The following is a 22,195-nucleotide window of genomic DNA, read 5'->3' on the forward strand; positions in this document are numbered from 1 at the left end:
TTCCCAAAACCTCAGATAATTGTTATATAACAAATTATTTCTGCTAAACTAGCTACCCTGGAATTTAATAGCAGAATAATAAAATACAGAATATTCTCTTTTATGTTTGGATTTTCTCCTACATTCATTTTTATTAACAACAAACTATTTTAACAATATTATTTCATCAGAAAACTTCACACTCTTTTAAACACATTTTTTCTAATAAATCCTTATTATTTCTATGTTATTTCCTCAAAACGAAAGTGACTAAAAATTATAAAAACTCAAAATTTAGTATTGCATTATAGGAATCTCCCCCATAAAATAAGTGAATATAACGACGAATGAAAAAGAAATATGTCGTTTAAAACAGAAATATATAACTTTAGGGGGAATAATAATGGCGAATGTTTCAAGCAAAAAACAGGCCCAATCAATTGATTATCATGCAATTGAAGCAATGGAATCGTTTAATAGCTTTGTAAAAAAGAAAAATACCTTTCTTTTCTCGATTACCGCAGTGTTTTTAATTCTTTATATCCTGCTTCCGATTCTTGCTTTCCAGCCTGTACTACAACAAAAATTCTTCGGAAATATTACGGGTGTATGGGTTTATTCTGCAGGATTATTTATCATGACCATTGTGCTTTGTACAGTATATGTAAAAAAAGCTGCTTCATTCGATAAAGCTGCAGCTGCTGTGCTAGCAGAGTATCAGGCGAAAGGTGGAAAATAAATGAACATCGTATCCATAGGTTTCTTTTTAGCTATTGTTGGCTTAACACTTGTTGTTACCTATATTGCAGCAAAGCGCACATCCTCTGCGGCTGATTTTTACACAGCTGGTGGTGGATTAAAGGGGTGGCAAAACGGCTTTGCGATTGCTGGTGACTATTTATCTGCGGCAGCCTTTCTTGGGGTGTCTGGTGCAATTGCCTTAACTGGCTTTGATGGTTTCTTCTTCTCTGTAGGCTATGTAGTAGCGAATTTAGTACTGCTTTATGTCATTGCTGAGCCAATGCGAAACTTAGGACGTTATACATTGGCAGATATGTTAACGGCTCGTTTCAATGAAAAACGAATTCGTGGCGTGGCAGCGTCTGGTACAATTATTATCGTTATTCTTTATATGATTGCACAGCTAGTCGGTGCTGGTGCATTGATTAAGCTATTATTTGGCATTGAGTATTGGATTGCCGTTTTAATTGTCGGTGTTATGATGACAACTTATGTATTGTTTGGTGGTATGACAGCGACTTCTTGGGTGCAAATCATTAAAGCAAGTCTATTATTATTCGGGACTGGTCTTTTAGCGGTATTAGTGCTAATGAAATTTGACTTCTCTCTTATGAAGATGTTCGACACAATTGCAGTAGATCATGGCGAAAAATTCCTTGTTCCTGGAATAAAGTACACAAGTACAATCGACTCTGTTTCGATGATGATGGCTTTAGTTTTAGGAACATCTGGTTTACCACATATTTTAATGCGTTTCTTTACAGTAAAGGATGCAAAGACAGCACGTGCCTCTATTTCTTGGACAACTTGGATTACAGCTATTTTCTTCTCATTAACAATTTTCTTAGGGTTCGGTGCATTAAACTTTGTAGGTTTAGATCAAATTCTTGCTGAAAGTAAGGCTGGTAATACAGCTGCTCCACTTCTTGCGCATTACTTAGGTGGAGATGTATTGATGGCATTTATCGGGGCAGTAGCATTTGCGACAATTTTAGCCGTTGTTTCTGGTTTAGTACTGACAGGGGCGTCTGCCATTTCTCATGATATTTATGGAGAAATCATTAAAGGCGGTAAATTAACAGAGAAGCAACAGGTAGTAGCAGCACGAACAGGCTCTATTTCGATTGCAATTGTCTCTATTATTCTTGCTCTGTTTGCACAAAGTTTAAATGTTTCGTTCCTAGTATCATTCGCCTTTTGTATCGGGGCATCTGCAAACTTACCTGTGATCCTCTATACTATCTATTGGAAGAAATTTAATTCTACAGGTGCTGTAACTGCAATGGTAACGGGGCTAGTTTCATGCTTAATTTTAGGAGCAATGGGACCAAATGTGTGGAGCCCTGTTGAAGGTGCGGCTATCTTTGTTGGACAACCACTTGTGCCACTTGCTGTTCCTGCAATTATTACGATTCCATTAGGCTTTATTGCTGGATACTTAGGTACTGTTCTTTCATCTAACAAAGTGCCACAGGAAGAGGCAGAACGTATTTATAAAGAAATTCGTGTGAAAGCAAATACAGGTGTGTCTGTCTCTGATATTTCACATTAATATTTATACACCTCCTGCATAATGAATTCTAATTCAAAAAATGCAAAAAAATAGGCAAAAAATTCGATTTTTGGTCGAGTTTTTCGCCTTTTTTGTTATTCAATATCTACCAATTTATTTATCGAACAATATTATTTCACTTCCAAAAAACAGAAAAAATCCAATTTTCACTAGGCAAATAGTGTTTATTTTCGATTGAAAAAACAAGATTTTTTTGTAAATTTACCCTTCATTTTTTGTCAAGAATCTAGATTTCTCTTCACTTCATTTATTTATCTGAATTTTCTAAAACCCTTTCTATTCTTGAGTTTGCGCCATTTTTTCTCTTCTAGGAGTATTTTCTGAAAAATTTTTTTTACATAATTTTTCTGAAATGTATTGCAATTTTGTGAACTGTTTCATAAAATGAAAATGTGAATTCACTAAACTAGCAAAATCAAGTCTTGAGGTAGAAAAAATATACACAAAATGGGGAATGTTAATGGCGAACAATCAAGCAAAAAAAGGTATCGTGATTGACTATGATGCAATTGCAAACCAAGAATCATTTAAGTCTCTTGTACGAAGAAAGAACTCTTTTCTTTGGTCTATGACTGCCATATTTTTATCGGCATACATGTTGTTACCAATTCTGACATCGTACACGACAATTCTACACCAAAAGGCATTTGGGGAAATTACTTGGGTGTGGATCTATGCAGCAGGTCTTTTCATCATGACATGGGGGTTATGTCATTTATATGTAGCAAAGGCAAACAGCTTCGATAGAGAAGCAAAAGCGATTATCGCTGAATACGAGAACGGAGGTGGCCGCCGATGAGTAACGGAATGAGTTTTACAGCCATATTCTTCTTCGTAGCCATTGTTGGTTTAACATTAGTTATTACATGGTGGGCATCTAAACGTACATCTTCAGCAAGTGATTTCTACACTGCTGGTGGTGGCTTAACAGGCTGGCAAAATGGACTAGCTATCGCAGGTGACTACTTATCAGCTGCATCCTTCCTAGGTATCGCTGGTGCTGTAGCATTATTTGGATTTGATGGATTCTTCTTCTCTATTGGTTATTTAGTAGCTTACTTAGTGGTATTATATATCGTTGCTGAGCCATTACGTAACCTTGGGAAATTTACTCTAGCTGACATGATTACAGCGCGTTTTGATAACGCCAAAGTTCGTGGAACAGCTGCTTTAAGCACTATTACAATTGTTTTATTCTACATGATTGCACAACTAGTTGGTGCAGGAGCACTTATTCAATTACTTTTAGGAATCGACTATTGGATCGCTGTATTAATCGTAGGTTTCATGATGACAACTTACGTACTATTCGGTGGTATGACTGCAACATCTTGGGTACAAATTATTAAAGCTTGTCTTTTAATGTTAGGAACAGTTATTATTTCGTTCTTAGTATTAAAAGAGTTCGGCTTCAGTATCTCTACTATGTTTAAAGAAATGACAACGGTTACTGACAGTGGCGCTGCTTATTTAAACCCAGGTCTTAAATATACAAATGGACTTGATACAATCTCAATGTTAATTGCGTTAGTATTAGGTACTGCGGGTCTTCCACATATCTTAATGCGCTTCTTCACAGTAAAAGATGCGAAAACAGCTCGTTCATCTGTTATTTGGGCTACTTGGATCGTAGGTATCTTCTACGTTCTAACAATTTTCTTAGGCTTCGGTGCAGCAGCATTCGTTGGGAAAGAAGATATTATCGCAGCAAATGCTGCTGGTAACATGGCTGCCCCACTTCTTGCAGAAGCACTTGGTGGCGACATTCTATTCTCATTCGTTTGTGCAGTAGCATTCGCAACAATTTTAGCGGTAGTAGCAGGTCTTGTACTATCTGGTGCATCTGCCCTATCACATGATATTTATGGACAAATTATCAAAAAGGGTAAAATTACAGAAAAAGAACAAGTTCTTGCAGCTCGTATCGGTTCGATTACAATCGCTGTTATTTCTATCCTATTAGCACTTGGTGCACAAACATTAAACGTTGCATTCTTAGTATCTTTAGCATTCTGTATTGCAGGATCAGCTAACCTTCCAGTTATTATTTACACAATTTATTGGAAACGCTTTAATACAGCAGGTGCTGTTACTGCGATGTTGACAGGTTTAATTTCTGCGTTAGTATTAGTTGCTATGTCTCCAAACGTATGGAATCCAGTTGAAGGTAAGGCAATTTTCGTTGGTGATCCATTAATTATGTTAACGAACCCAGCCTTAATCTCTGTACCACTTGGTTTCCTTGGTGGTTTCATCGGCACATTACTTTCTAAAGAAACAGATGATGCGAAGTATCGTGAAGTTGACGTTAAAGCAAACACAGGTATTTCTGTACAGGACGTATCTCACTAATACACTCAACAGCCTCGTAAGTATCTTGCTTACGAGGTTTTACTTTTTCTTCCCTATTCGCTACTATAGAATTAAAAATGAATTGGAGGCGATGCTCATGTCACAGTCAAAGGCTAAAAAGAAGCGGATGCACATTCAACGCACCGTTGGTAAAGATGTTGAAAAAAATCGACAATCAAGCTCTTTTAGTACACATGAACGTCTAACGAAAACAAAAAACGAAAAATTAGAGCATGATTATACGAAATATAAAAAGCAGTATAAGGACGAATAACTCGTACCCTATACTGCTTTTTCTTATTAAAGCCGATAAAATGTTGTCGTGTTTTGTGTCATAATTTTGGCCGCTTCCTGTGTTGACAGTCCTTTGATGGCGGCAATCACCTCAATCGTTGAGTGCATCATCCAGGGAGATGTACGCTTCTTCGTAAACGGTCCCTCAAACGGCCAAGGACCATCCGTTTCTACCATCATCAGCTCAATGGGATAAGCATGAATTAGCTGTTGAATTTCCTCTTCATACAAACAATCTGGCGTAATGGAAATAAAATAACCACGCTCTATCATGCGCTTCACAATAGCTGCATCCCCTTTAAACCAATGAAAATGGGCTTCGTGAAGCTGATGCTTTTCCAGCAAATCACACACAACATGGGCGTCCTCATATACTGCGTGTAACACAATTGGCTTGTCCAGTTCCTTCGCCAATACAACAAAACGCTCTAATAACGCCACATAGGGACGTTCATCAATCGCTTGCTCTTGTCTTAAATAATAAGGTAGACCCACCTCACCAATAGCAACCATGTCATCCTGATGCGAACGAATCCAATCGAATAAAGCTGTCTCATCATTTGGACTTAGTAAAGGCTGTTCAGGATGAAAGCCAAAAGCAGCCTTTACTTGCTGGTAGCTGTTCGCTAAACGCAACGTTCTTTCACAAGAGGATAATTGCATGCTAACCGCGATGACAGCTTTCACCTCTTCTAATAAGGAGGGAATTTCCTCATCGGTATACTGATCCAAATGAATATGCGCATCAATCAACATACATATCACCCTTTTCCTCCTGTAAATACATAAATAATTGTTGCTTTAACGCTGTGAATGCTGCAGAATGTCGAATCTCCTCTTTCCGAGGTCTCTCAAATGGCACGATGATTTCCTTTTTAACGGTTGCTGGACGCTTGGTTAAAACAAGTATGCGATCGGCTAAAAAGAGAGCTTCCTCAATGCTATGTGTAACAAATAGAATGGATTTACGGTACTCTTCCCAGATGGATAAAAGCCATGCCTGCATTTCTAGTCGAGTAAACTCATCCAACGCAGAAAATGGTTCGTCTAAGCATAAAATCGGTTTATCACTGACCATTGCACGAATAAAGGACACACGCTGCTGCATGCCTCCAGACAGTTCGTTCGGGTAGGCATGGATAAAGGAGGCAAGTCCAACTTTTTCCAACCATTCCTTAGCACGTTCAACATTCGGTTTATGGTGTAATTCTTCTACAAGCGTGACGTTTTCTACTATTGTACGCCAGGGTAATAGACATGGCTGCTGTGGCATATAGCCAATCGTTCCTTTTTTTCGCTGGATATCCTCTCCATTTAATAAAATGGCTCCTTGATCAATTGGCGAAACACCACCAATTAATTGAAAAAGTGTGCTCTTCCCACTGCCTGAAGGACCAACGATGGCCACAAACTCGCCATCCTTGACGTCAAACGATAGATGATTGAGAACTTGCAGTGTATCGAAGGATTTAGCGATGTTTTGAATGCTGAGCATGATAGCCTCTCCCCTTCACCATGAATTTTTCAATCAAACGAATACCACTAAATAATAGTAAGCTCAAGAGAACAATCGCAAAAATTGCCACAAATACGCGATCCGTACGGAAGGAGGACTGGGCTAGGGTCATGTATACGCCAATACCCTTTTTTGCACCAAGCCACTCCGCAATGACAGCCCCCATCACACTATATGTAGCCGCAATTTTAACGCCTGAAAAAATAGCAGGATAGGCATGAGGCCATTCTAGCTTCCAAAAAGTTTGTGCCTTTGTAGCACCAACCATAGCAAAATAATGCTTTAACTCAGGTGCTGTTTGCCTGAATCCATCCATTGCCGCAATGACAATCGGGAAAAAGCACACAAGACAGATAATGATAAGCTTCGGTAATAAGCCGAAGCCAAACCAAATAATAAGCAGTGGTGCCAAGACAAGAATAGGAACATTTTGCGACATAATAAGAATTGGATAAAACAGCTCCCGAATGAATGTAAACCGATGCAACACTACTGCCACCGTTAGCCCACAAGCAATGCCAATGGCCAAACCTAGTAGGGCTAATTGCACCGTAGCGAATGCATGTGGTAGAAAGGTATGATATGACTGGAGGGCCTCCGACAAAATACTACTTGGCGCGGGTAATAACCAATGTGGAACTTCAGCCATACGCACGATTAGTTCCCATATGAATAAGAGGAAGGCGATAATAATTATCGTCCTTCCCTTCTGTAATGCACGTTTCATTACTGATATTTCTCCGTTAATGTATCCATCGTAATACCCGTTGGCTGATATAAAATTTTGACTTGTGTAATGACATTAATGGCACCAAGCTCGATCATCTTGTCATTCATTTTTTCAATGATTTGAAGCAATGTTGACAACTCACCCTCCATCGTTGTTTCCAATGGATGTACCTCATATTTCACCCCAGAAGCATCGATCACCGCAATTGCTGCATCGACATATGGTATAACATCTTCATATTTCTCTGTCTTCGGAATGATTTGTACACTGATTAATGAATTTGCCATCTTATTTGGCCTCCTTTTTAGGTAAGAAATCATTAGTAAAGGCTTTTTTCGCATCAAATTCGCCCTCTAGTACTTGATTGCTAGACATCCATTTCGCGTAATTTTCCCACACAGAAAGCTTTTGCTCTCCCCATTGCTTGGCATCATCTTGATATTTATCAGCCAGCCATTCCTGACTTTTATGAACTAACGCTTTATCTAAATCAGGTGCCGCTTCGATTAAAATATCAGCCGCTTCACTTGGGTTTTCAATTGCGTATTCATAGCCCTTCGATGCAGCTGCCACAAAGGCTTTCACAACATCAGGATTGTCCTGTATCATTTTTTCATTTGTAGCTAAAACGGGCGTATAATAATCCAATTGATCACTATAATCTGTAAGATATAGCATATTGATCTTTTCCCCACGCAGCTCAGCTTCAATACCAGTCCATGCATAATAAATCCAAGCAAAATCAATATCTTTTTCCATCATTGTGAAGAAATCTAAATCGCCTGCATTGACGATATCTAGCTTGTTAATATCTGCATTTTCCGTCTGCATTAGTGATTGTAAAACGGCTTGCTCTAATGGCGCACCCCAACCACCATAGGTTTTTCCTTCAAAATCCTTTGGCGATGTAATGCCCTTTGAAGCAATAGAGGCAAAGCCAGATGTATTATGCTGTATAATAGCTGCGATTGAGACCAGCGGCACATCCTGTACTCGTGCCTGTGTTATGCCTTCCTGATAGCTCACGCCAAAATCCGCCTTTCCAGAAGCAACAAGCTGATCTGCACCCGCCTCACCAGGCATGATAATATCAACATCTAAGCCCTGTTCCTCAAAATAACCGAGTTTTTTGGCAACATATAGTCCTGTATGATTTGTATTCGGCGTCCAATCCAGTACCACAGACACCTTTTTCAGCTTGTCAGCAGCCTGCTTGTCATCCTTGTCACTACAGCCTACTAATGTCAATAGTGCTGCGAATAGAATAAATAACCATTTTTTCATGCGAAAGCCTCCCAGTTTGTAATATGAAAGTGTTCATGAATGAATGTTGTCACCAGAAGAAAGCGTATACAATGTTGGCAAGCTGTTGCTTGAAAACATAAAAAAACGCCTAGGATTCCTCCCAGACGTATTGCAATCAATCTTCAAAGCTTTGCTTTTTTGAATAGATGTTCCCTACGCTGGTACGAGCCAAATCAGGTTCAAAGGGTCAGCGTCTATCGGACACAATCTCAGCTAGCAATTACTAGCCCCCCTACATTCTTTCGCTATGAACTTTTCGATGATTATTATACCCATAGTTTCACTTAAATGACAAGGTGCTATTTTTTGAATAGAGCTTAAAGCCCAGTACTCCTTAGAGACTGGGCATGCATTTAGCTTGGTTTCTGTTCTTTTTTGGCTGTTAAAACATGAGAGATTGCTCCATCTGTAGCAATATCCACTTTAAATGAACCATTGGAATGGCGATCCGCACGAGACAATGCTTGTACGTCAATCACCTCTTGAACACCTTTTTCAGTTTCAATCACAACCTGCTCCTCATCTGTTGCTTGAACAACTGCCACAATTCGGTGAGGGTTTGCTTTTAACTCTGTTAATACTTTTAGTCCACGTTTTGCACGACTTGCTACTTCAACTTCAGCGACATTCATTTTCTTTACGGCCCCACGCTGTGTCACAATGACTACATATTGGGTAACATCAGGCTGTAACACATTGACTCCAACTAAGGCTTCGCCATCTTTTAGTGTGATCCCTTTCACACCGCCTGTTTTCACACCTGTAACTGGTAATTCCTCCATCGGGAAACGAATCGCATAGGCTGTATCCGTTGTGAGCATTAGCTCCACGTCATCTGTTACAAACGATGCATAGATCATCGCATCACCAGCCTTGACGTTCATCGTTTTAATTGGCTTTGAATAACGTGTTACCGCATAGTCTGCGAGTGGTGAGCGCTTAATTTGGCCATCTTTTGTGGCTGTGAAGACATACGTATTTGGCTGTTCAAATGTTTCGAAGCCATAAACCGCAATAATGGATTCATCTTCCCCTGTTGGCACAATACTTGAAATATGCTGGCCGAGATCCTTCCAGCGTATATCAGGCAGCTCATGAACAGGCTGATAAATATAATTGCCTCGATTTGTGAACAGCAATAGATGGTGCTGTGTATTTAAGTTTGCTTCATACAATAAATAATCTGAATCCTTCATGGCAAAATCTTGCCCGTTTGAAGCGGCATGAGAACGTGTGGATGTACGTTTAATATAACCATCCTTCGTTACTGTTACGACAACCTCTTCACTTGGCACAAGGACATCCAATGTAATTTTAATTTCTTCAATTTCTTGCTCAATCTTCGAGCGGCGAGGTTCTGTAAAGCGTTTCTTAATATCTAGCAACTCTTGTTTAATAACGCGCACAAGCTTAGCCTCACTTTGCAGAATCCCCTCTAGCTTCGCAATTAACTTATTTAACTCGTCCTGTTCCTGACGTAGCTCTGTAATATCCGTATTCGTTAAACGGTATAATTGCAGGCTTACAATGGCCTCTGCCTGTACCTCTGTAAAATCAAACTTCGCTTGTAAATTAAGCTTCGCATCCTTCTTATCATTAGAAGAACGGATCGTCGCAATAACTTCATCTAAAATGGAAAGAGCTTTAATTAATCCATCTACAATATGAGAACGATCCTTTGCCTTTTGTAAATCATAAATGGAACGGTTTGTTACCACTTCTTTTTGATGGGCAATATACGCATCTAGCAATAATGGCAATGTCATCATTGTTGGACGACGATTATGGATTGCAATCATATTAAAATTATAAGCTACCTGTAAATCCGTTGTTTTAAACAAGTACTGTAAAATTCCTTGCCCAGGTACATCTTTTTTCAGCTCAATCACGACACGTAAACCTGTACGGTCTGATTCATCTCGAATTTCCGCAATGCCTTCTAGTCTTTTATCTACACGTTGCTCATCAATTTTTTTCACAAGATTCGCTTTATTTACATCATATGGTAACTCAGTGATAACAATTTGCTCTTTACCACCCTTAATTGGTTCGACAACTGCTTGTGCACGAACAATAATTTTACCTCGACCTGTTTCATACGCCTTTTTGATACCATCTACACCTTGAATGATTCCACCAGTTGGGAAATCTGGCCCTTTAATCACCGTCATCAATTCATCTACAGTAGCATTAGGCTTTTCTAAGCGCATTAACACGGCATCCAGTACTTCATCCAAGGCATGTGGTGGAATATCTGTCGCATACCCAGCGGAAATCCCTGTAGAGCCATTGACTAAAAGGTTTGGAAAACGTGCTGGTAAAACGGTTGGTTCCATATCCTGGTCATCAAAGTTTGGCACAAACTCGACCGTTTTCTTGCCAATATCTCGTAGCATTTCAGCAGCTATAGCAGATAGTCTCGCCTCTGTATAACGCATCGCCGCTGGAGGATCGCCATCGACCGAGCCATTGTTCCCGTGCATCTCAATGAGCATATGACGTGCCTTCCAGTCCTGACTCATCCGTACCATCGCTTCATAAACAGAGCTATCACCGTGCGGATGATAGTTACCAATTACGTTACCCACTGTTTTTGCGGATTTACGGAACGGCTTATCATGTGTGTTGCCTTCCGTATACATCGCATATAAAATACGGCGCTGTACTGGTTTAAGACCGTCACGTGCATCAGGCAACGCGCGGTCTTGAATAATATATTTACTATAGCGACCAAAACGGTCACCCATCACTTCTTCTAGCGGTAAATCTTGAAACTTTTCTGTACTACTCATGCTTGGCCCTCCTCTTGTTGGATGAATTCATTCTCTAAAATGTTAGAATCATCCTCCATACCGAAGTCCACATTGGCTTCGATCCATTTACGACGTGGTTCTACCTTATCACCCATTAACGTCGTGACACGTCTCTCCGCACGTGCACCATCCTCAATTGTGACACGAATCAATGTCCGTGTTTCAGGGTTCATCGTTGTGTCCCATAGTTGGTCTGCATTCATCTCACCAAGACCTTTATAGCGCTGTAATATGTAACCCTTTCCCACCTTTTTGATGGCCTTTTGTAAATCGCTTTCTGTCCAAGCATATTCAATGACTTCTTTTTTCCCTGTACCTCTTGAGACTTTATAAAGCGGCGGTAGTGCGATATAGACTTTCCCAGACTCAATGAGCGGACGCATATAACGATAGAAGAATGTTAATAGCAAGACTTGAATATGTGCCCCATCCGTATCCGCATCGGTCATGATGACTACTTTATTGTAGGCAGAATCCTCCACCGCAAAATCCGTACCAACACCAGCACCAATCGCATGGATAATCGTTGATATTTCTTCGTTTTTCATAATGTCCTGTAGCTTGGCCTTTTCTGTGTTGATTACTTTCCCGCGCAATGGCAGAATCGCTTGGAATGTACGGTCACGACCTTGTTTAGCAGAGCCACCAGCAGAATCACCCTCGACTAAATACAGCTCATTTTTTGCCGCATTACGTGACTGAGCTGGCGTTAATTTTCCAGATAGAATCGTACTACCCTTTTTGTTTTTCTTGCCATTTCGTGCATCCTCACGCGCTTTACGAGCTGCTTCACGCACTTGCTGCGCTCGAATCGCTTTACGAACAAGAGAAGCTGATAATTCTGCATTTTCCTCTAGCACATACAAAATTTGCTCAGACACTACACTATCTACTGCAGAACGAGCCTCACTTGTCCCAAGCTTGCCCTTTGTTTGTCCTTCAAATTGTAGTAAGTGCTCTGGAATACGAACAGATACAATGGCCGCTAAGCCTTCACGAATATCTGTCCCCTCAAGGTTTTTATCCTTGTCCTTTAACAAACCAATTTTTCTTGCATATTCATTAAAGACACGCGTCAATGCTGCCTTTGCACCCGTTTCATGTGTACCACCATCTCGTGTACGAACATTATTAACAAATGATAAAATCGTTTCCGAATAACCATCGTTATACTGGAAAGCAAACTCTACTTCGATATCATCCTGTACGCCTTCTACATATTTTACTGGATGAAGGACATCTTTTTCCTCATTCAAATACGCAACGAAAGCCTCAATGCCATTCTCATAAAAGAACACATCGCTCTTGCCTTCCTCGCGCTCATCAATTAATTCAATTTTTAAGCCCTTTAATAAAAAGGCTGATTCACGTAATCGTTCCGCTAACGTATCATAATTGAATTTTGTGACAGAGAAGATCGTTTCATCTGGTAGAAAATGAACAAGCGTTCCTGTCTGCTTCGTTTGCCCAATATTTTCAAGTGTTGTGACAGGATGTCCACCATGCTCAAAGCGCTGTCGATACTTTTTGCCATCACGATGGATTGTCACCTCTAAAAATGTTGAGAGCGCATTCACAACGGAAGAACCAACACCATGTAAACCACCACTTGTTTTATAGCCACCTTGACCAAATTTACCGCCAGCGTGTAGCACAGTAAAAATAATTTCTGGTGTCGGTTTACCCATTTTATGCATACCGGTTGGCATCCCACGGCCAAAGTCGCGTACACTCATACTTTGATCTTTATGAATTGTGACAATAATATGAGATCCAAAGCCAGCCAGTGCTTCATCCACCGCATTATCTACGATTTCATACACAAGGTGATGAAGTCCACGGCCATCCGTCGAACCGATATACATGCCAGGTCGTTTGCGTACCGCTTCTAATCCTTCTAATACTTGTATAGCGTCATCATTATAGACGCTAGGTGACTGTTTATTCGTCAAAAAAATTCCCCTCCAAAAAACAAACACATGTTCTATTTATGTTCTCATCCTAATAATAATAGCATTTCCTGTCAATAGTTAGCGACAGGTCCAATAAAATTTTAAAATTTGCTCACAGTTTTGATCATATTTATTAATAGTAAACATCTTCAACAGTTGCTTAAAATTGGTATTTAAGCAAGGCAGACTGCTTCTAGCTTCCAACATCATTTGACGCCTTGAAGCCTACATAGTTGCAAAATAAATTTGTGTTGCTTGCAAATAGTAGCACACACTACCTCGTGCCTTGCGATTAAACTGGTTAAAGTTAGACTTCTATTCTACCAAAGGAATGAGCGATTGACAAAATTGCCATTTTGCCTATATTTTTAAAAAGGTTTTATCGCTTCCTACAAATTTATGTCTAAAAGCCTAGTCCTCGCTCATAGATTCTCTTTTGTATTGAATTCAAGACTTCGAATGAAATCTCCTTCATAACATTGTAGATTAGCAAGAAAAAGTGTAAAATACTTGATACAAACTATTAGTACCAAGTGATGGACTATGAATGAAAGGAGTCCAGCTATGATCAATGGACTTATTATTTTATGTGCTTATCTAATCGGCTCTATACCTTCTGGATTATGGATAGGCAAAATTTTTTATAACACCGATATTCGTGAACACGGAAGCGGTAATCTTGGTGCGACCAATACTTTTCGAACGTTAGGGAAAAAGGCAGGTATTGTTGTTACGGTGATGGATGTCTTAAAAGGGACTGCCGCTGTCTTACTCGTGACACTTCCCGTTTTCTCTGATACTACACTCCATTCTTTATTACTGGGGCTTGTCGCCGTAATCGGTCATATGTTTCCGATCTTCGCCAACTTCCGTGGTGGGAAAGCTGTGGCAACATCAGCGGGTGTATTATTAGGCTATTCTTGGCCACTCTTTGTCCTACTATTTATTACCTTTATTGTGACGTTAAAAATCACAAAAATCGTCAGCTTAACATCGATGATAGCCGCTTTAGTAGCGCTTATCTATGCAATCGTTTATTATTTTATTACAGGTGACTTTGCATTAGGCATCTTGGTAGCCTTTTTATTTACCTTTATTATTTATCGTCACCGTGCCAATATTGCACGTATTAAAAACGGCACCGAACCAAAGGTAAAATGGCTGTAGGAAGAGAGGAGCATTTGAAATGAATATTGCATTGACAGATGAAGCCCTACAATGGTTCAAACAGGAAATGGAAGTTGAACCGGGTGATACAATTCGTTTTTATGCACGTTATGGAGGCTCTAGTCCGTTTCATGAAGGCTTTTCGCTGGGAATGACACGTGAGGAACCCATTGCCATTGGTGTGCAGACAGAAATTGATGGTGTCATCTATTACATTGATGAGAAAGATCTTTGGTTCTTTAACGATCACAATTTACATGTTGATGTTGATACAAGTAAAGATGAATTACAATACGACTATCGTACATAAAGCAGTCTGTCCTTTCAAGTATTGAAAGGACAGACTGTTTTTTATTTATTCCAAAACAAAAGGGATGTAATTTTGCCACAAATAGCTAGATTTTTCATGCCCTTTTCGTTTATCTCTCCAATAAATTGTCCACTCTATAGGTAATGAACGACCATTTGAGGAGGAAAACACACATGTCCATGTATAACAATGCCGAGACCTCCCCATCCCAGAACGATTTATTGTATACTTCCCTATCTAAAAATATCAAAATCATTCAACAGTCACTAGGGCATAGTAATGATATTATTATACGTGAAATTAGGATTGGAGAAGCTGAACCACATAGCCTTGCCATTATTTCCATTGATGGCTTATCGGATAAAACGACTATTTCTGATTCTGTTATCGATAAACTGATGGCAAATATTGAAGAAGAACAAGATATTGAAATAACGACAATTAACCAATATGTTCGGAATTCCTATTTAACGGTAGGCGATGTGACGAATATTGAGCATTTCACAACACTCTACAGTGCCATTCTCAATGGTGAAACGGTTATTTTATTGGATGGCTTCGCTGAGGGGATTGTGACAAGTACAAGAAGTGCCAAGGATCGAGCTGTCACAGAGCCATCGACTGAATCCGTTATTCGCGGACCGAGGGAATCCTTTACCGAAACAATAAGGACCAATACTGCGCTTATCCGTCGCAAAATAAAAAGTCCGAATCTCTGGATAAAGTCACGTGTTATCGGGGATGTGACGCAAACGGACGTAGCAGTAATGTATATAAACGGTATAGCGAGTGACAAAATTGTAGCTGAAGTATTGGCTCGATTAGATCGTATTAATATCGATGGCATACTGGAAAGCGGCTATATTGAGGATTTTATTCAGGACTCAAAAAACTCTATGTTTCCAACCGTCTACAACTCTGAACGTCCTGATGTTATCGCTGGTGAATTATTAGATGGCAAAGTGGCGATTCTCGTTGACGGCACACCTTTTGTCTTAGTCGTACCAGCGCTATTTACATCCTTTTTACAATCAGCAGAAGATTATTATCAGCATTGGATGATTAGCTCGCTTATACGTATCCTGCGTTTCTTTGGTATCAGTCTAGCGTTAGTAGCACCATCCTTGTATGTAGCGATTACTACCTTTCACCAAGAAATGCTTCCAACACCCATGTTAATTAGTATTGCATCGCAAAGAGAAGGTGTTCCCTTCCCTGCTGTTGTTGAGGCCCTCATTATGGAAATAGCCTTTGAGGTACTAAGGGAAGCTGGATTACGGATGCCTAGAACAATCGGGCCTGCGGTGTCCATTGTAGGAACTTTAGTTATTGGGCAAGCTGCTGTGGATGCGGGCGTTGTCTCCGCTGTAATGGTAATTATTGTGGCCCTAACGGCGATTTGTAGCTTCCTATTCCCTGCCTATGGCTTATCGAATACGATTCGTGTGCTACGTTTCCCATTAATGATATTGGCTGCAATGTTTGGTTTATTCGGTGTAATGTTTGGCATTATGGTGATTATTCTCCATTTATGTAGCATTCGTTCATTTGGTGTACCATATTTAAGTCCATTTGCACCTTTGGTATTACAGGATCAGAAGGATGCCTTTGTGCTGTTCCCGCGTAGAAAATTACTTACACGACCTCGTTTAGTCAATCAAAAAAATATTGTTAGAGGACATAACTATATCAATGTAAAAAACAGAAAATAACAACTGGATAAATGAGGAATGGAATATGGCAAAATTAAACTGGATTTGCTTACTATGTATCCTCACAATACTGTTAAGTGGCTGCTGGAGTAAGCGTGAATTAAATGAATTGGCCATTGTCGTAGCATTGGGCATTGACAAAATAGATGAGGACTATGAAATCACAGTTCAAATTGTCGATCCTGGTGAAATTTCAATGCGCCAAGCTTCCACTCAACGCTCTCCTGTCGTTAGCTATCATTCGAGAGGCGAGACTATCTTTGAGGCCATTCGCAAAATGACGACCATTGCTGCTCGAAAACCCTATTTTGCCCACCTCCAAGTGGTTGTGCTTGGGGAGGACCTTGCCGAAGAAGGAATTAGTGATGCACTTGATTTAATTGTAAGGGATCATGAATTTCGTAAGGATTTCGACGTTATCATGTCTCACGAAGCAACAGCGAAAGAAGTGTTAAATGTACTTACACCCATCGAAAAGGTTCCTGCTAATAAATTGTTAAATTCTCTCGATGTCTCTGAAAAAGCTTGGGGCTCCACAATAGCTGTTAATATTGATGAATTAGTCAATACGCTAAGTAATAAGCAGAAAGGGGCGTTAATTTCTGCTATTGAAATTCATGGCGATAAGAAATTAGGGGTAGATCAAACAAATGTACAACGTGTTAAAACACCTGTGCTGTTACAATATGCGGGATTAGCAGTCTTTAAAGGTGATAAATATATGGGGCTATTGACAGAGAGCGAAAGCAAAAGTATTAGTTTTCTTAATGACAAAATTCAAAGTACGATTGAAATCATCGCCTGTCCTAATAAAGGGACCTTATCTACTGAAATCACTCAATCCACTACAAAAGTGAAAGGGTCCTTTAAAAACGGGAAACCCAAAATTGATGTTCATATTAATGTAGAGCAGAATGTTGGAGAGGTCGAATGTGATATCGATCTTACCAAAAATAAATCGATTGATTATGTTAATAAAAAAACAGCCCAAGGTATCGATGAACGCGTTGAAAAAACATTAGAGAAAATCCAACAGCAATATGAAGTCGATGTCTTTGGTTTTGGTGATGCCCTACACCGTGCAAATCCAAAGCAATGGAAAAAAATCAAGGATGAGTGGACTTCCATTTTTCCAGATTTAGCAGTGGCCGTTCACGTGAAGGTAACAACACAAGGTTTGGGCACGTTGCAAAATTCATTATTAAGCAAGCCAAAGGAGGAGTAATGGAATGGTGCTAGCCGTAGCTTTCCTGATTATCGCAATCATTGTTGCACTTATTTTTATTCCAAAGTTAAAAAAGCAACAGGATAGAAAAGCCGTTGTCGTATTCACCATTTTACTACTCATTGGAACTGCTTTAAATATGGGCATTGCCCTGAAAGTCCATATACCGAGCCCTTTAGATTTGATCACCTTTATCTTTACACCTATTAGAGATTACATTGTTTCATTTACAAAATAGATGAATGGAATTTGAAACGGAGGGTAGCTAGATGGAAAAAGAGATCATTAGTTCAAGACAGTTTACAATCGTTACCTTCCTCTATTCTATCGGTACAGCGATTTTAATTATCCCTTCGAGTATTACTGGTGCTGCTAAGCAAGATGCCTGGATTGCGGCAAGCATTGGTGTTCTGCTTAGTTTATTGCTTGTAAAATTATTTTTAACACTTGCCAATCAAACACCGTCCCTAAACTTTATCGAGGCCAATGAAAAAATTCTCGGGCGTTTTTTTGGGAAAATCACAGCGATTTGTTTCTTGATTATGACCTTTCTTTCCGCTGGAGAATTACTCTATTTTATCGGTATTTTCATGAAAACGGAAGTTATGCCAGAGACACCGACATTAGCATTTGCCCTACTGTTCAGTATCATTATTATGTATGCCGCTTATTTAGGGATTGAGACCTTTGCCCGTTCGGCAGAAATTCTTTTTCCAATGTTTATTTTTATATTTATTTTTTTCATCATTAGTATTAGCCCTCAAATTACATTTGAGAATATTCAGCCACTGCTAGAAGCAACGAAAACATCTATGCTTTATAGTATTACACGCTTTATGAGTATCTTTTCCTTTCCTTTACTTGTGCTATTGATGCTATATCCTGCTAGCGTCAATGTACAACAAGCTGCGCAGAAAGGGCTATATATCGGGACCATCCTTGGCGGAGTCGTCTTAATTACGTTGATTGTCCTATCAATTCTTGTACTAGGGCCTGAAAATACTGCGGCTAGAACATTTCCTAGCTATGCCTTAGCGCAAAGAATATCTATAGGGAACTTTTTGCAGCGTATTGAAATTATCATGGCATTTATGTGGATATCTTCCATTTATATTCGTACATTTATGTACTTCTATACGACCGTTGTGGGCCTTGCACAAATTTTGAAAATCAAGGATCATCGTCCACTTATTTTACCGATGGGTATCATTGTCATTGGACTTTCCCAAATAGTACATCCAGATATTGTGCATTCCACTAATTATAATAATGAAATTTGGCCAATCTTTTCCTTTATTTTCACCATTTTATTACCTATACTTTTGCTGATTGTAGCAGTCATTCGAAACCGCAAGTCCAAGGCTCAAAATAACGAAACACCTCAGCAGGAAACAAAAAATGACAATCAAAAAGTCTAATTTCTTCTACGCTAGAAAAGAAATTAGACTTTTTATTAATTAAATATGATATTCGATTTCATCTACAAAATCCCATTCATATGGTGTTTCTTGGTAAACATAGTAGTTCAACCAGTTAGAGAATAATAAATGGGTATGGGCACGCCATGTATTCATCGGCACTTGTGTTGGATCGTCATTCGGGAAGTAGTTTACAGGAACGGCGATATCTATGCCCTTCGCCACATCGCGACTGTATTCATCGGCTAGTGTTGTCGCATCATACTCTAGATGCCCCGTAATCATAATATTTTTATTATCTTTTGATTGTACAATAAATACCCCTGCATCCTCTGAGTAAGATAATAGTCGTAGATCGGGATGATTGCGAACCTCGTCAATCGAAACAGATGTATAGCGAGAGTGCGGCGCAGTAAATAAATCACTAAAGCCTCGTACCAAATCCACTGTTAAATCTGTAATCACATGGGAGTAGACGCCTGAGCATTTAGCAGAAAGCTCGACCTTCCCAATGCCATAATGGTGATACAATGCAGCCTGTGCCCCCCAACATATATGTAGCACGGATGTCACATTCTTTTTAGACCAATCCATAATTTCTGAAATTTCCTGCCAATAGTTAACCTCTTCAAAAGCCATTTTCTCTACTGGCGCACCAGTAATTATCATACCATCATAGCGTCGATGACGAATCTGGTTAAACGTTGTGTAAAATAGCTGCAAATGGGATTTACTCACATTTTTCGATTCATGTGTGGCCGTATTTAAAAAGGTAATATTCACCTGTAATGGTGTATTTCCTAATAAACGTAGTAATTGGAGCTCTGTTTTTTCTTTTTCAGGCATTAAATTTAAAATTAATATATTTAATGGACGGATTTGCTGTGTTTTCGCACGATCCTCTTCCATGACGAAGATTTTTTCCTCACGTAAATGTTCTCCAGCTGGTAAATTTTTCGGAATATTAATTGGCATCTTGCTTTCCCCTCTCTATAATCACTCACTTTTAGCAAACCTTGCTTGCGTAGAATGCAACGAAATTAAAAAATCCTCCTCATTCCATACGAGATAGAATGAGAAGGATTTTTTCACGTCCACTCTTATCTCTCAAAGGAAAAAATCCTTTGCTGGAATTAGCACCTTTCTAACAATTGTTAGAGGTTGCTGAAGCGTCATCGGGCCAAATCCCTCAGCTTCTCTTGATAAGATTATTTAATTATCTTGAATTGTAACACGAACTAGTTAGAATATCAATAATTCATAGAATATTTTGTGATTCATGTGCATGTTCCTTGCTCATTTGATGTACACTAAGCTTGCTATATGTGGTGTTTCTACATTTAAAATTTATGGTAAACATGCCGTAATTATGTTACCATATACTTTTAGTAAGAGAGAGGAACGTGAATAGTTTGATTAAAATTGAATTTCCAAAACCAGATTTAGTAATCCGTCAACGTGAACAAGATTTAAAACCAGGTGATGTGCCAATCACACCTTACTTCGGTTTTATTGACTTCCATAAAATTACACGTGATAAAGGCGGCATTTTCTTATTCTATAATGACAAGAATGAGCTATTGTTTGTTGGGAAAGCACGTAAAATTCGTCAACGTATTAAAAAACATTTCGAGGATAATGTATCTCCGATGAAAAACCATCGTGATGAAGTGTTCAAAATTGAAGTCTATGAAGTGGAAGATCCAATGGAACGTGAAATTTACGAAACATATGCGATTAATACTTTCCGCTCTAAATATAACGTAGACAAGGTCTTTTATTAGACATCACGCAAAGAAACCGAAATCTCATCGAGGGATTTCGGTTTCTTTTATCACATAATGGTCATACGATCAATCGGTGTACTGTGACCGTTTATTCGCAAATCAATGGTATCCAGCTCAGGATTCTTGACGGTGATTTGAAAAACATAGGGATGTGCCTCTTTCCTTTGCTCGCTGCCTTCTTCTAACTGGATGATAAGCCTATTTCCCTCTGCCGTAATATCTGCCAATACATTTCCCTTTGAATAATAAACGAGATAATATGGTGCATCATTTTCATGCAATAATTGAATTCGATCAGTAGCTACAATATTTTTTTGGACAATGTCTGGGACAACCGTTAGCTCATGAATCGTTGGTGGATCGGTAGGTGGTGTAGCATTACAGGCTCCTAGCATTAGTAAGCTCATAAAACCTAGCAACACGAATTTTTTCAAGTTACTCCCCTTCCCTTATACGACTATTCTAAGAAAAAAGCTTTACGCTCCTTAGCAATCCAGTCTTCTAACTCCTGATCATCACGTTTTACTAATCGATTGATGAGCACATCATGCCATATATAATCCTCTAACAAATAAATATGAACGGGATCATTGGTGATAAAGGCCGTCTCTTGCGTAGATGGAGAATGACCATAAATCATTTCCTGACCATCTACCGATAAGATAAACCAATGCGGTGTAGACGCTTTTTTTGTATAATGTGTGGCTCTATGCTGGTCAATCGAGGCTAGATGTTCTCCTACATACAAGGTAATGCCATGAACAGGAACATGCAGCGCCACCTCTTGCAAATCTCCACGTAAGGCATCATACATATCTTCCCACATCGACAGCATCACTTTTTTCTTCGCCTTCTTTAGAAGTGACTGACAATAGTTGATAATGGATTCCTTGCCCTTTAGCATGACCACTTTAGGCTCAGCTTCCTGCACTTTTTCCTCTAGTTTTTCTAATTTCCCGCTTATTGACGTAAAATTCGACTCCCAGCGCTGTTGCATTTGCTGTAAGAATACAGACACAGGCATCGCCGAATAGGTTGTTTGTTCTGCAGTCTCTTCTTTTAACACGATACCCTTTTCTACAAGGTTATTTAAAATATCATACACTCTTGCACGAGGTATGCCAGAATTTTTACTAACCTGATAGGCGCTAACATGACTTTGCTGAACAAGTGCCGTATAGGCCTTTGCTTCATATTCTGTAAAACCCATTTCTTTCAACTGGGTGATTAATTCCTCCATGTAATCCCTCCATTATCTTTATTATAGGCTACCTTTGTGAAGATTTGCCAATGAAAAAATAAGGGTTTACAGCGCAAATAA

Annotated in this window: 22 protein-coding genes and 2 riboswitches; of the genes, 12 read left to right on the forward strand and 10 right to left on the reverse strand. The window is 39.3% G+C overall.

Annotated features, from left to right (window positions below; genetic code table 11):
* Positions 1–382: 382 nt before the first annotated feature.
* The 5 genes from CD31_RS16575 (at position 383) to CD31_RS23585 (ending at position 4,919) form a co-directional block, all read left to right on the forward strand.
* Positions 383–718, forward strand: a complete 336-nt coding sequence (locus CD31_RS16575) for a DUF485 domain-containing protein (RefSeq protein ID WP_004227946.1) — start codon at positions 383–385, stop codon at positions 716–718.
* Positions 719–2,272: a solute symporter family protein gene (locus CD31_RS16580; protein ID WP_016993894.1), complete on the forward strand. Its 1,554-nt coding sequence runs from the start codon at positions 719–721 to the stop codon at positions 2,270–2,272.
* A 481-nt stretch (positions 2,273–2,753) separates the two neighbouring features.
* The gene (locus CD31_RS16585) at positions 2,754–3,092 is read left to right on the forward strand and encodes a DUF485 domain-containing protein (RefSeq protein WP_036079262.1); all 339 of its coding nucleotides are present in this window, start codon (positions 2,754–2,756) and stop codon (positions 3,090–3,092) included.
* An 8-nt stretch (positions 3,093–3,100) separates the two neighbouring features.
* Positions 3,101–4,645: a solute symporter family protein gene (locus CD31_RS16590; protein ID WP_036079363.1), complete on the forward strand. Its 1,545-nt coding sequence runs from the start codon at positions 3,101–3,103 to the stop codon at positions 4,643–4,645.
* 97 nt (positions 4,646–4,742) lie between these two features.
* On the forward strand, positions 4,743–4,919 hold the full coding sequence (locus CD31_RS23585; protein WP_016993896.1) for a hypothetical protein: 177 nt from the start codon (positions 4,743–4,745) through the stop codon (positions 4,917–4,919).
* A gap of 26 nt (positions 4,920–4,945) precedes the next feature.
* Here CD31_RS23585 and CD31_RS16595 read toward each other — a convergent pair whose 3' ends face one another.
* From CD31_RS16595 to parE, 7 genes are all read right to left on the reverse strand, one after another.
* Positions 4,946–5,695 (reverse strand): TatD family hydrolase, encoded by a 750-nt coding sequence (locus CD31_RS16595; protein WP_036079264.1) that lies wholly within the window; start codon positions 5,693–5,695, stop codon positions 4,946–4,948.
* Positions 5,685–6,434, reverse strand: coding sequence for an ABC transporter ATP-binding protein (locus CD31_RS16600; protein ID WP_036079266.1), 750 nt, complete (start codon positions 6,432–6,434; stop codon positions 5,685–5,687). The genes CD31_RS16595 and CD31_RS16600 overlap by 11 nt, the downstream gene beginning before the upstream one ends.
* On the reverse strand, positions 6,409–7,182 hold the full coding sequence (locus CD31_RS16605) for an ABC transporter permease (RefSeq protein ID WP_036079268.1): 774 nt from the start codon (positions 7,180–7,182) through the stop codon (positions 6,409–6,411). The genes CD31_RS16600 and CD31_RS16605 overlap by 26 nt, the downstream gene beginning before the upstream one ends.
* The gene (locus CD31_RS16610) at positions 7,182–7,472 is read right to left on the reverse strand and encodes a thiamine-binding protein (protein ID WP_036079281.1); all 291 of its coding nucleotides are present in this window, start codon (positions 7,470–7,472) and stop codon (positions 7,182–7,184) included. Before CD31_RS16610 ends, CD31_RS16605 begins: the two co-directional genes overlap by 1 nt.
* 1 nt (position 7,473) lies before the next feature.
* Positions 7,474–8,469 carry an ABC transporter substrate-binding protein gene (locus tag CD31_RS16615; protein ID WP_036079284.1) on the reverse strand — a complete coding sequence of 332 codons (996 nt, stop codon included), beginning with the start codon at positions 8,467–8,469 and terminating at the stop codon, positions 7,474–7,476.
* Positions 8,470–8,623: 154 nt separating this feature from the next.
* A riboswitch (TPP riboswitch) is annotated at positions 8,624–8,734 on the reverse strand.
* Positions 8,735–8,843: 109 nt separating this feature from the next.
* Positions 8,844–11,282, reverse strand: coding sequence for a DNA topoisomerase IV subunit A (gene parC, locus CD31_RS16620; protein ID WP_036079287.1), 2,439 nt, complete (start codon positions 11,280–11,282; stop codon positions 8,844–8,846).
* A complete protein-coding gene (parE, locus tag CD31_RS16625; protein ID WP_016993902.1) occupies positions 11,279–13,255 on the reverse strand; it encodes a DNA topoisomerase IV subunit B in 1,977 nt (658 codons plus the stop codon). The genes parC and parE overlap by 4 nt, the downstream gene beginning before the upstream one ends.
* A gap of 564 nt (positions 13,256–13,819) precedes the next feature.
* Between parE and plsY the strand changes: the two genes are divergently transcribed.
* The 6 genes from plsY to CD31_RS16655 all read left to right on the forward strand — a co-directional run bounded on the left by plsY (position 13,820) and on the right by CD31_RS16655 (position 19,087).
* Positions 13,820–14,422, forward strand: a complete 603-nt coding sequence (plsY, locus tag CD31_RS16630) for a glycerol-3-phosphate 1-O-acyltransferase PlsY (RefSeq protein ID WP_016993903.1) — start codon at positions 13,820–13,822, stop codon at positions 14,420–14,422.
* A 19-nt stretch (positions 14,423–14,441) separates the two neighbouring features.
* Positions 14,442–14,732 (forward strand): HesB/YadR/YfhF family protein, encoded by a 291-nt coding sequence (locus CD31_RS16635; RefSeq protein WP_016993904.1) that lies wholly within the window; start codon positions 14,442–14,444, stop codon positions 14,730–14,732.
* A 173-nt stretch (positions 14,733–14,905) separates the two neighbouring features.
* Positions 14,906–16,444, forward strand: coding sequence for a spore germination protein (locus tag CD31_RS16640; RefSeq protein ID WP_016993905.1), 1,539 nt, complete (start codon positions 14,906–14,908; stop codon positions 16,442–16,444).
* Between the two features lie 25 nt (positions 16,445–16,469).
* Positions 16,470–17,669, forward strand: a complete 1,200-nt coding sequence (locus CD31_RS16645) for a Ger(x)C family spore germination protein (RefSeq protein WP_016993906.1) — start codon at positions 16,470–16,472, stop codon at positions 17,667–17,669.
* Between the two features lie 4 nt (positions 17,670–17,673).
* Positions 17,674–17,907, forward strand: a complete 234-nt coding sequence (locus tag CD31_RS16650; RefSeq protein WP_016993907.1) for a hypothetical protein — start codon at positions 17,674–17,676, stop codon at positions 17,905–17,907.
* 31 nt (positions 17,908–17,938) lie between these two features.
* Positions 17,939–19,087 carry a GerAB/ArcD/ProY family transporter gene (locus tag CD31_RS16655; protein ID WP_036079289.1) on the forward strand — a complete coding sequence of 383 codons (1,149 nt, stop codon included), beginning with the start codon at positions 17,939–17,941 and terminating at the stop codon, positions 19,085–19,087.
* 39 nt (positions 19,088–19,126) lie between these two features.
* Here CD31_RS16655 and metA read toward each other — a convergent pair whose 3' ends face one another.
* Positions 19,127–20,062: a homoserine O-acetyltransferase MetA gene (metA, locus tag CD31_RS16660; protein ID WP_004227915.1), complete on the reverse strand. Its 936-nt coding sequence runs from the start codon at positions 20,060–20,062 to the stop codon at positions 19,127–19,129.
* A gap of 122 nt (positions 20,063–20,184) precedes the next feature.
* A riboswitch (SAM riboswitch) is annotated at positions 20,185–20,296 on the reverse strand.
* A 203-nt stretch (positions 20,297–20,499) separates the two neighbouring features.
* Here metA and CD31_RS16665 point away from each other — a divergent pair.
* Positions 20,500–20,871 carry a nucleotide excision repair endonuclease gene (locus tag CD31_RS16665; RefSeq protein WP_004227912.1) on the forward strand — a complete coding sequence of 124 codons (372 nt, stop codon included), beginning with the start codon at positions 20,500–20,502 and terminating at the stop codon, positions 20,869–20,871.
* 50 nt (positions 20,872–20,921) lie between these two features.
* On the opposite strand, the gene CD31_RS16670 is transcribed toward CD31_RS16665, so the two are convergent.
* Together CD31_RS16670 and CD31_RS16675 are read right to left on the reverse strand one after the other, a co-directional pair.
* Entirely contained in the window at positions 20,922–21,308 is a 387-nt protein-coding gene (locus tag CD31_RS16670) for a hypothetical protein (RefSeq protein ID WP_036079290.1), read from the reverse strand.
* A 23-nt stretch (positions 21,309–21,331) separates the two neighbouring features.
* Positions 21,332–22,114 (reverse strand): TrmB family transcriptional regulator, encoded by a 783-nt coding sequence (locus CD31_RS16675; protein WP_036079291.1) that lies wholly within the window; start codon positions 22,112–22,114, stop codon positions 21,332–21,334.
* Positions 22,115–22,195: the final 81 nt, after the last annotated feature.

The organism is Lysinibacillus boronitolerans JCM 21713 = 10a = NBRC 103108 (genome assembly GCF_000772935.1).
Taxonomy (GTDB): Bacteria; Bacillota; Bacilli; order Bacillales_A; family Planococcaceae; genus Lysinibacillus; species Lysinibacillus boronitolerans.

Coding starts and splice junctions, on each gene's coding strand:
- CD31_RS16675 (WP_036079291.1), bottom strand. CDS start 22,114: ATGGAGGAATTAATCACCCAGTTGAAAGAAATGGGTTTTACAGAATAT.
- CD31_RS16580 (WP_016993894.1), top strand. CDS start 719: ATGAACATCGTATCCATAGGTTTCTTTTTAGCTATTGTTGGCTTAACA.
- plsY (WP_016993903.1), top strand. CDS start 13,820: ATGATCAATGGACTTATTATTTTATGTGCTTATCTAATCGGCTCTATA.
- CD31_RS16575 (WP_004227946.1), top strand. CDS start 383: ATGGCGAATGTTTCAAGCAAAAAACAGGCCCAATCAATTGATTATCAT.
- CD31_RS16645 (WP_016993906.1), top strand. CDS start 16,470: ATGGCAAAATTAAACTGGATTTGCTTACTATGTATCCTCACAATACTG.
- CD31_RS16655 (WP_036079289.1), top strand. CDS start 17,939: ATGGAAAAAGAGATCATTAGTTCAAGACAGTTTACAATCGTTACCTTC.
- CD31_RS16590 (WP_036079363.1), top strand. CDS start 3,101: ATGAGTTTTACAGCCATATTCTTCTTCGTAGCCATTGTTGGTTTAACA.
- parC (WP_036079287.1), bottom strand. CDS start 11,282: ATGAGTAGTACAGAAAAGTTTCAAGATTTACCGCTAGAAGAAGTGATG.
- CD31_RS16595 (WP_036079264.1), bottom strand. CDS start 5,695: ATGTTGATTGATGCGCATATTCATTTGGATCAGTATACCGATGAGGAA.
- CD31_RS16615 (WP_036079284.1), bottom strand. CDS start 8,469: ATGAAAAAATGGTTATTTATTCTATTCGCAGCACTATTGACATTAGTA.
- CD31_RS23585 (WP_016993896.1), top strand. CDS start 4,743: ATGTCACAGTCAAAGGCTAAAAAGAAGCGGATGCACATTCAACGCACC.
- CD31_RS16585 (WP_036079262.1), top strand. CDS start 2,754: ATGGCGAACAATCAAGCAAAAAAAGGTATCGTGATTGACTATGATGCA.
- CD31_RS16600 (WP_036079266.1), bottom strand. CDS start 6,434: ATGCTCAGCATTCAAAACATCGCTAAATCCTTCGATACACTGCAAGTT.
- metA (WP_004227915.1), bottom strand. CDS start 20,062: ATGCCAATTAATATTCCGAAAAATTTACCAGCTGGAGAACATTTACGT.
- CD31_RS16605 (WP_036079268.1), bottom strand. CDS start 7,182: ATGAAACGTGCATTACAGAAGGGAAGGACGATAATTATTATCGCCTTC.
- CD31_RS16650 (WP_016993907.1), top strand. CDS start 17,674: ATGGTGCTAGCCGTAGCTTTCCTGATTATCGCAATCATTGTTGCACTT.
- CD31_RS16635 (WP_016993904.1), top strand. CDS start 14,442: ATGAATATTGCATTGACAGATGAAGCCCTACAATGGTTCAAACAGGAA.
- CD31_RS16640 (WP_016993905.1), top strand. CDS start 14,906: ATGTCCATGTATAACAATGCCGAGACCTCCCCATCCCAGAACGATTTA.
- CD31_RS16610 (WP_036079281.1), bottom strand. CDS start 7,472: ATGGCAAATTCATTAATCAGTGTACAAATCATTCCGAAGACAGAGAAA.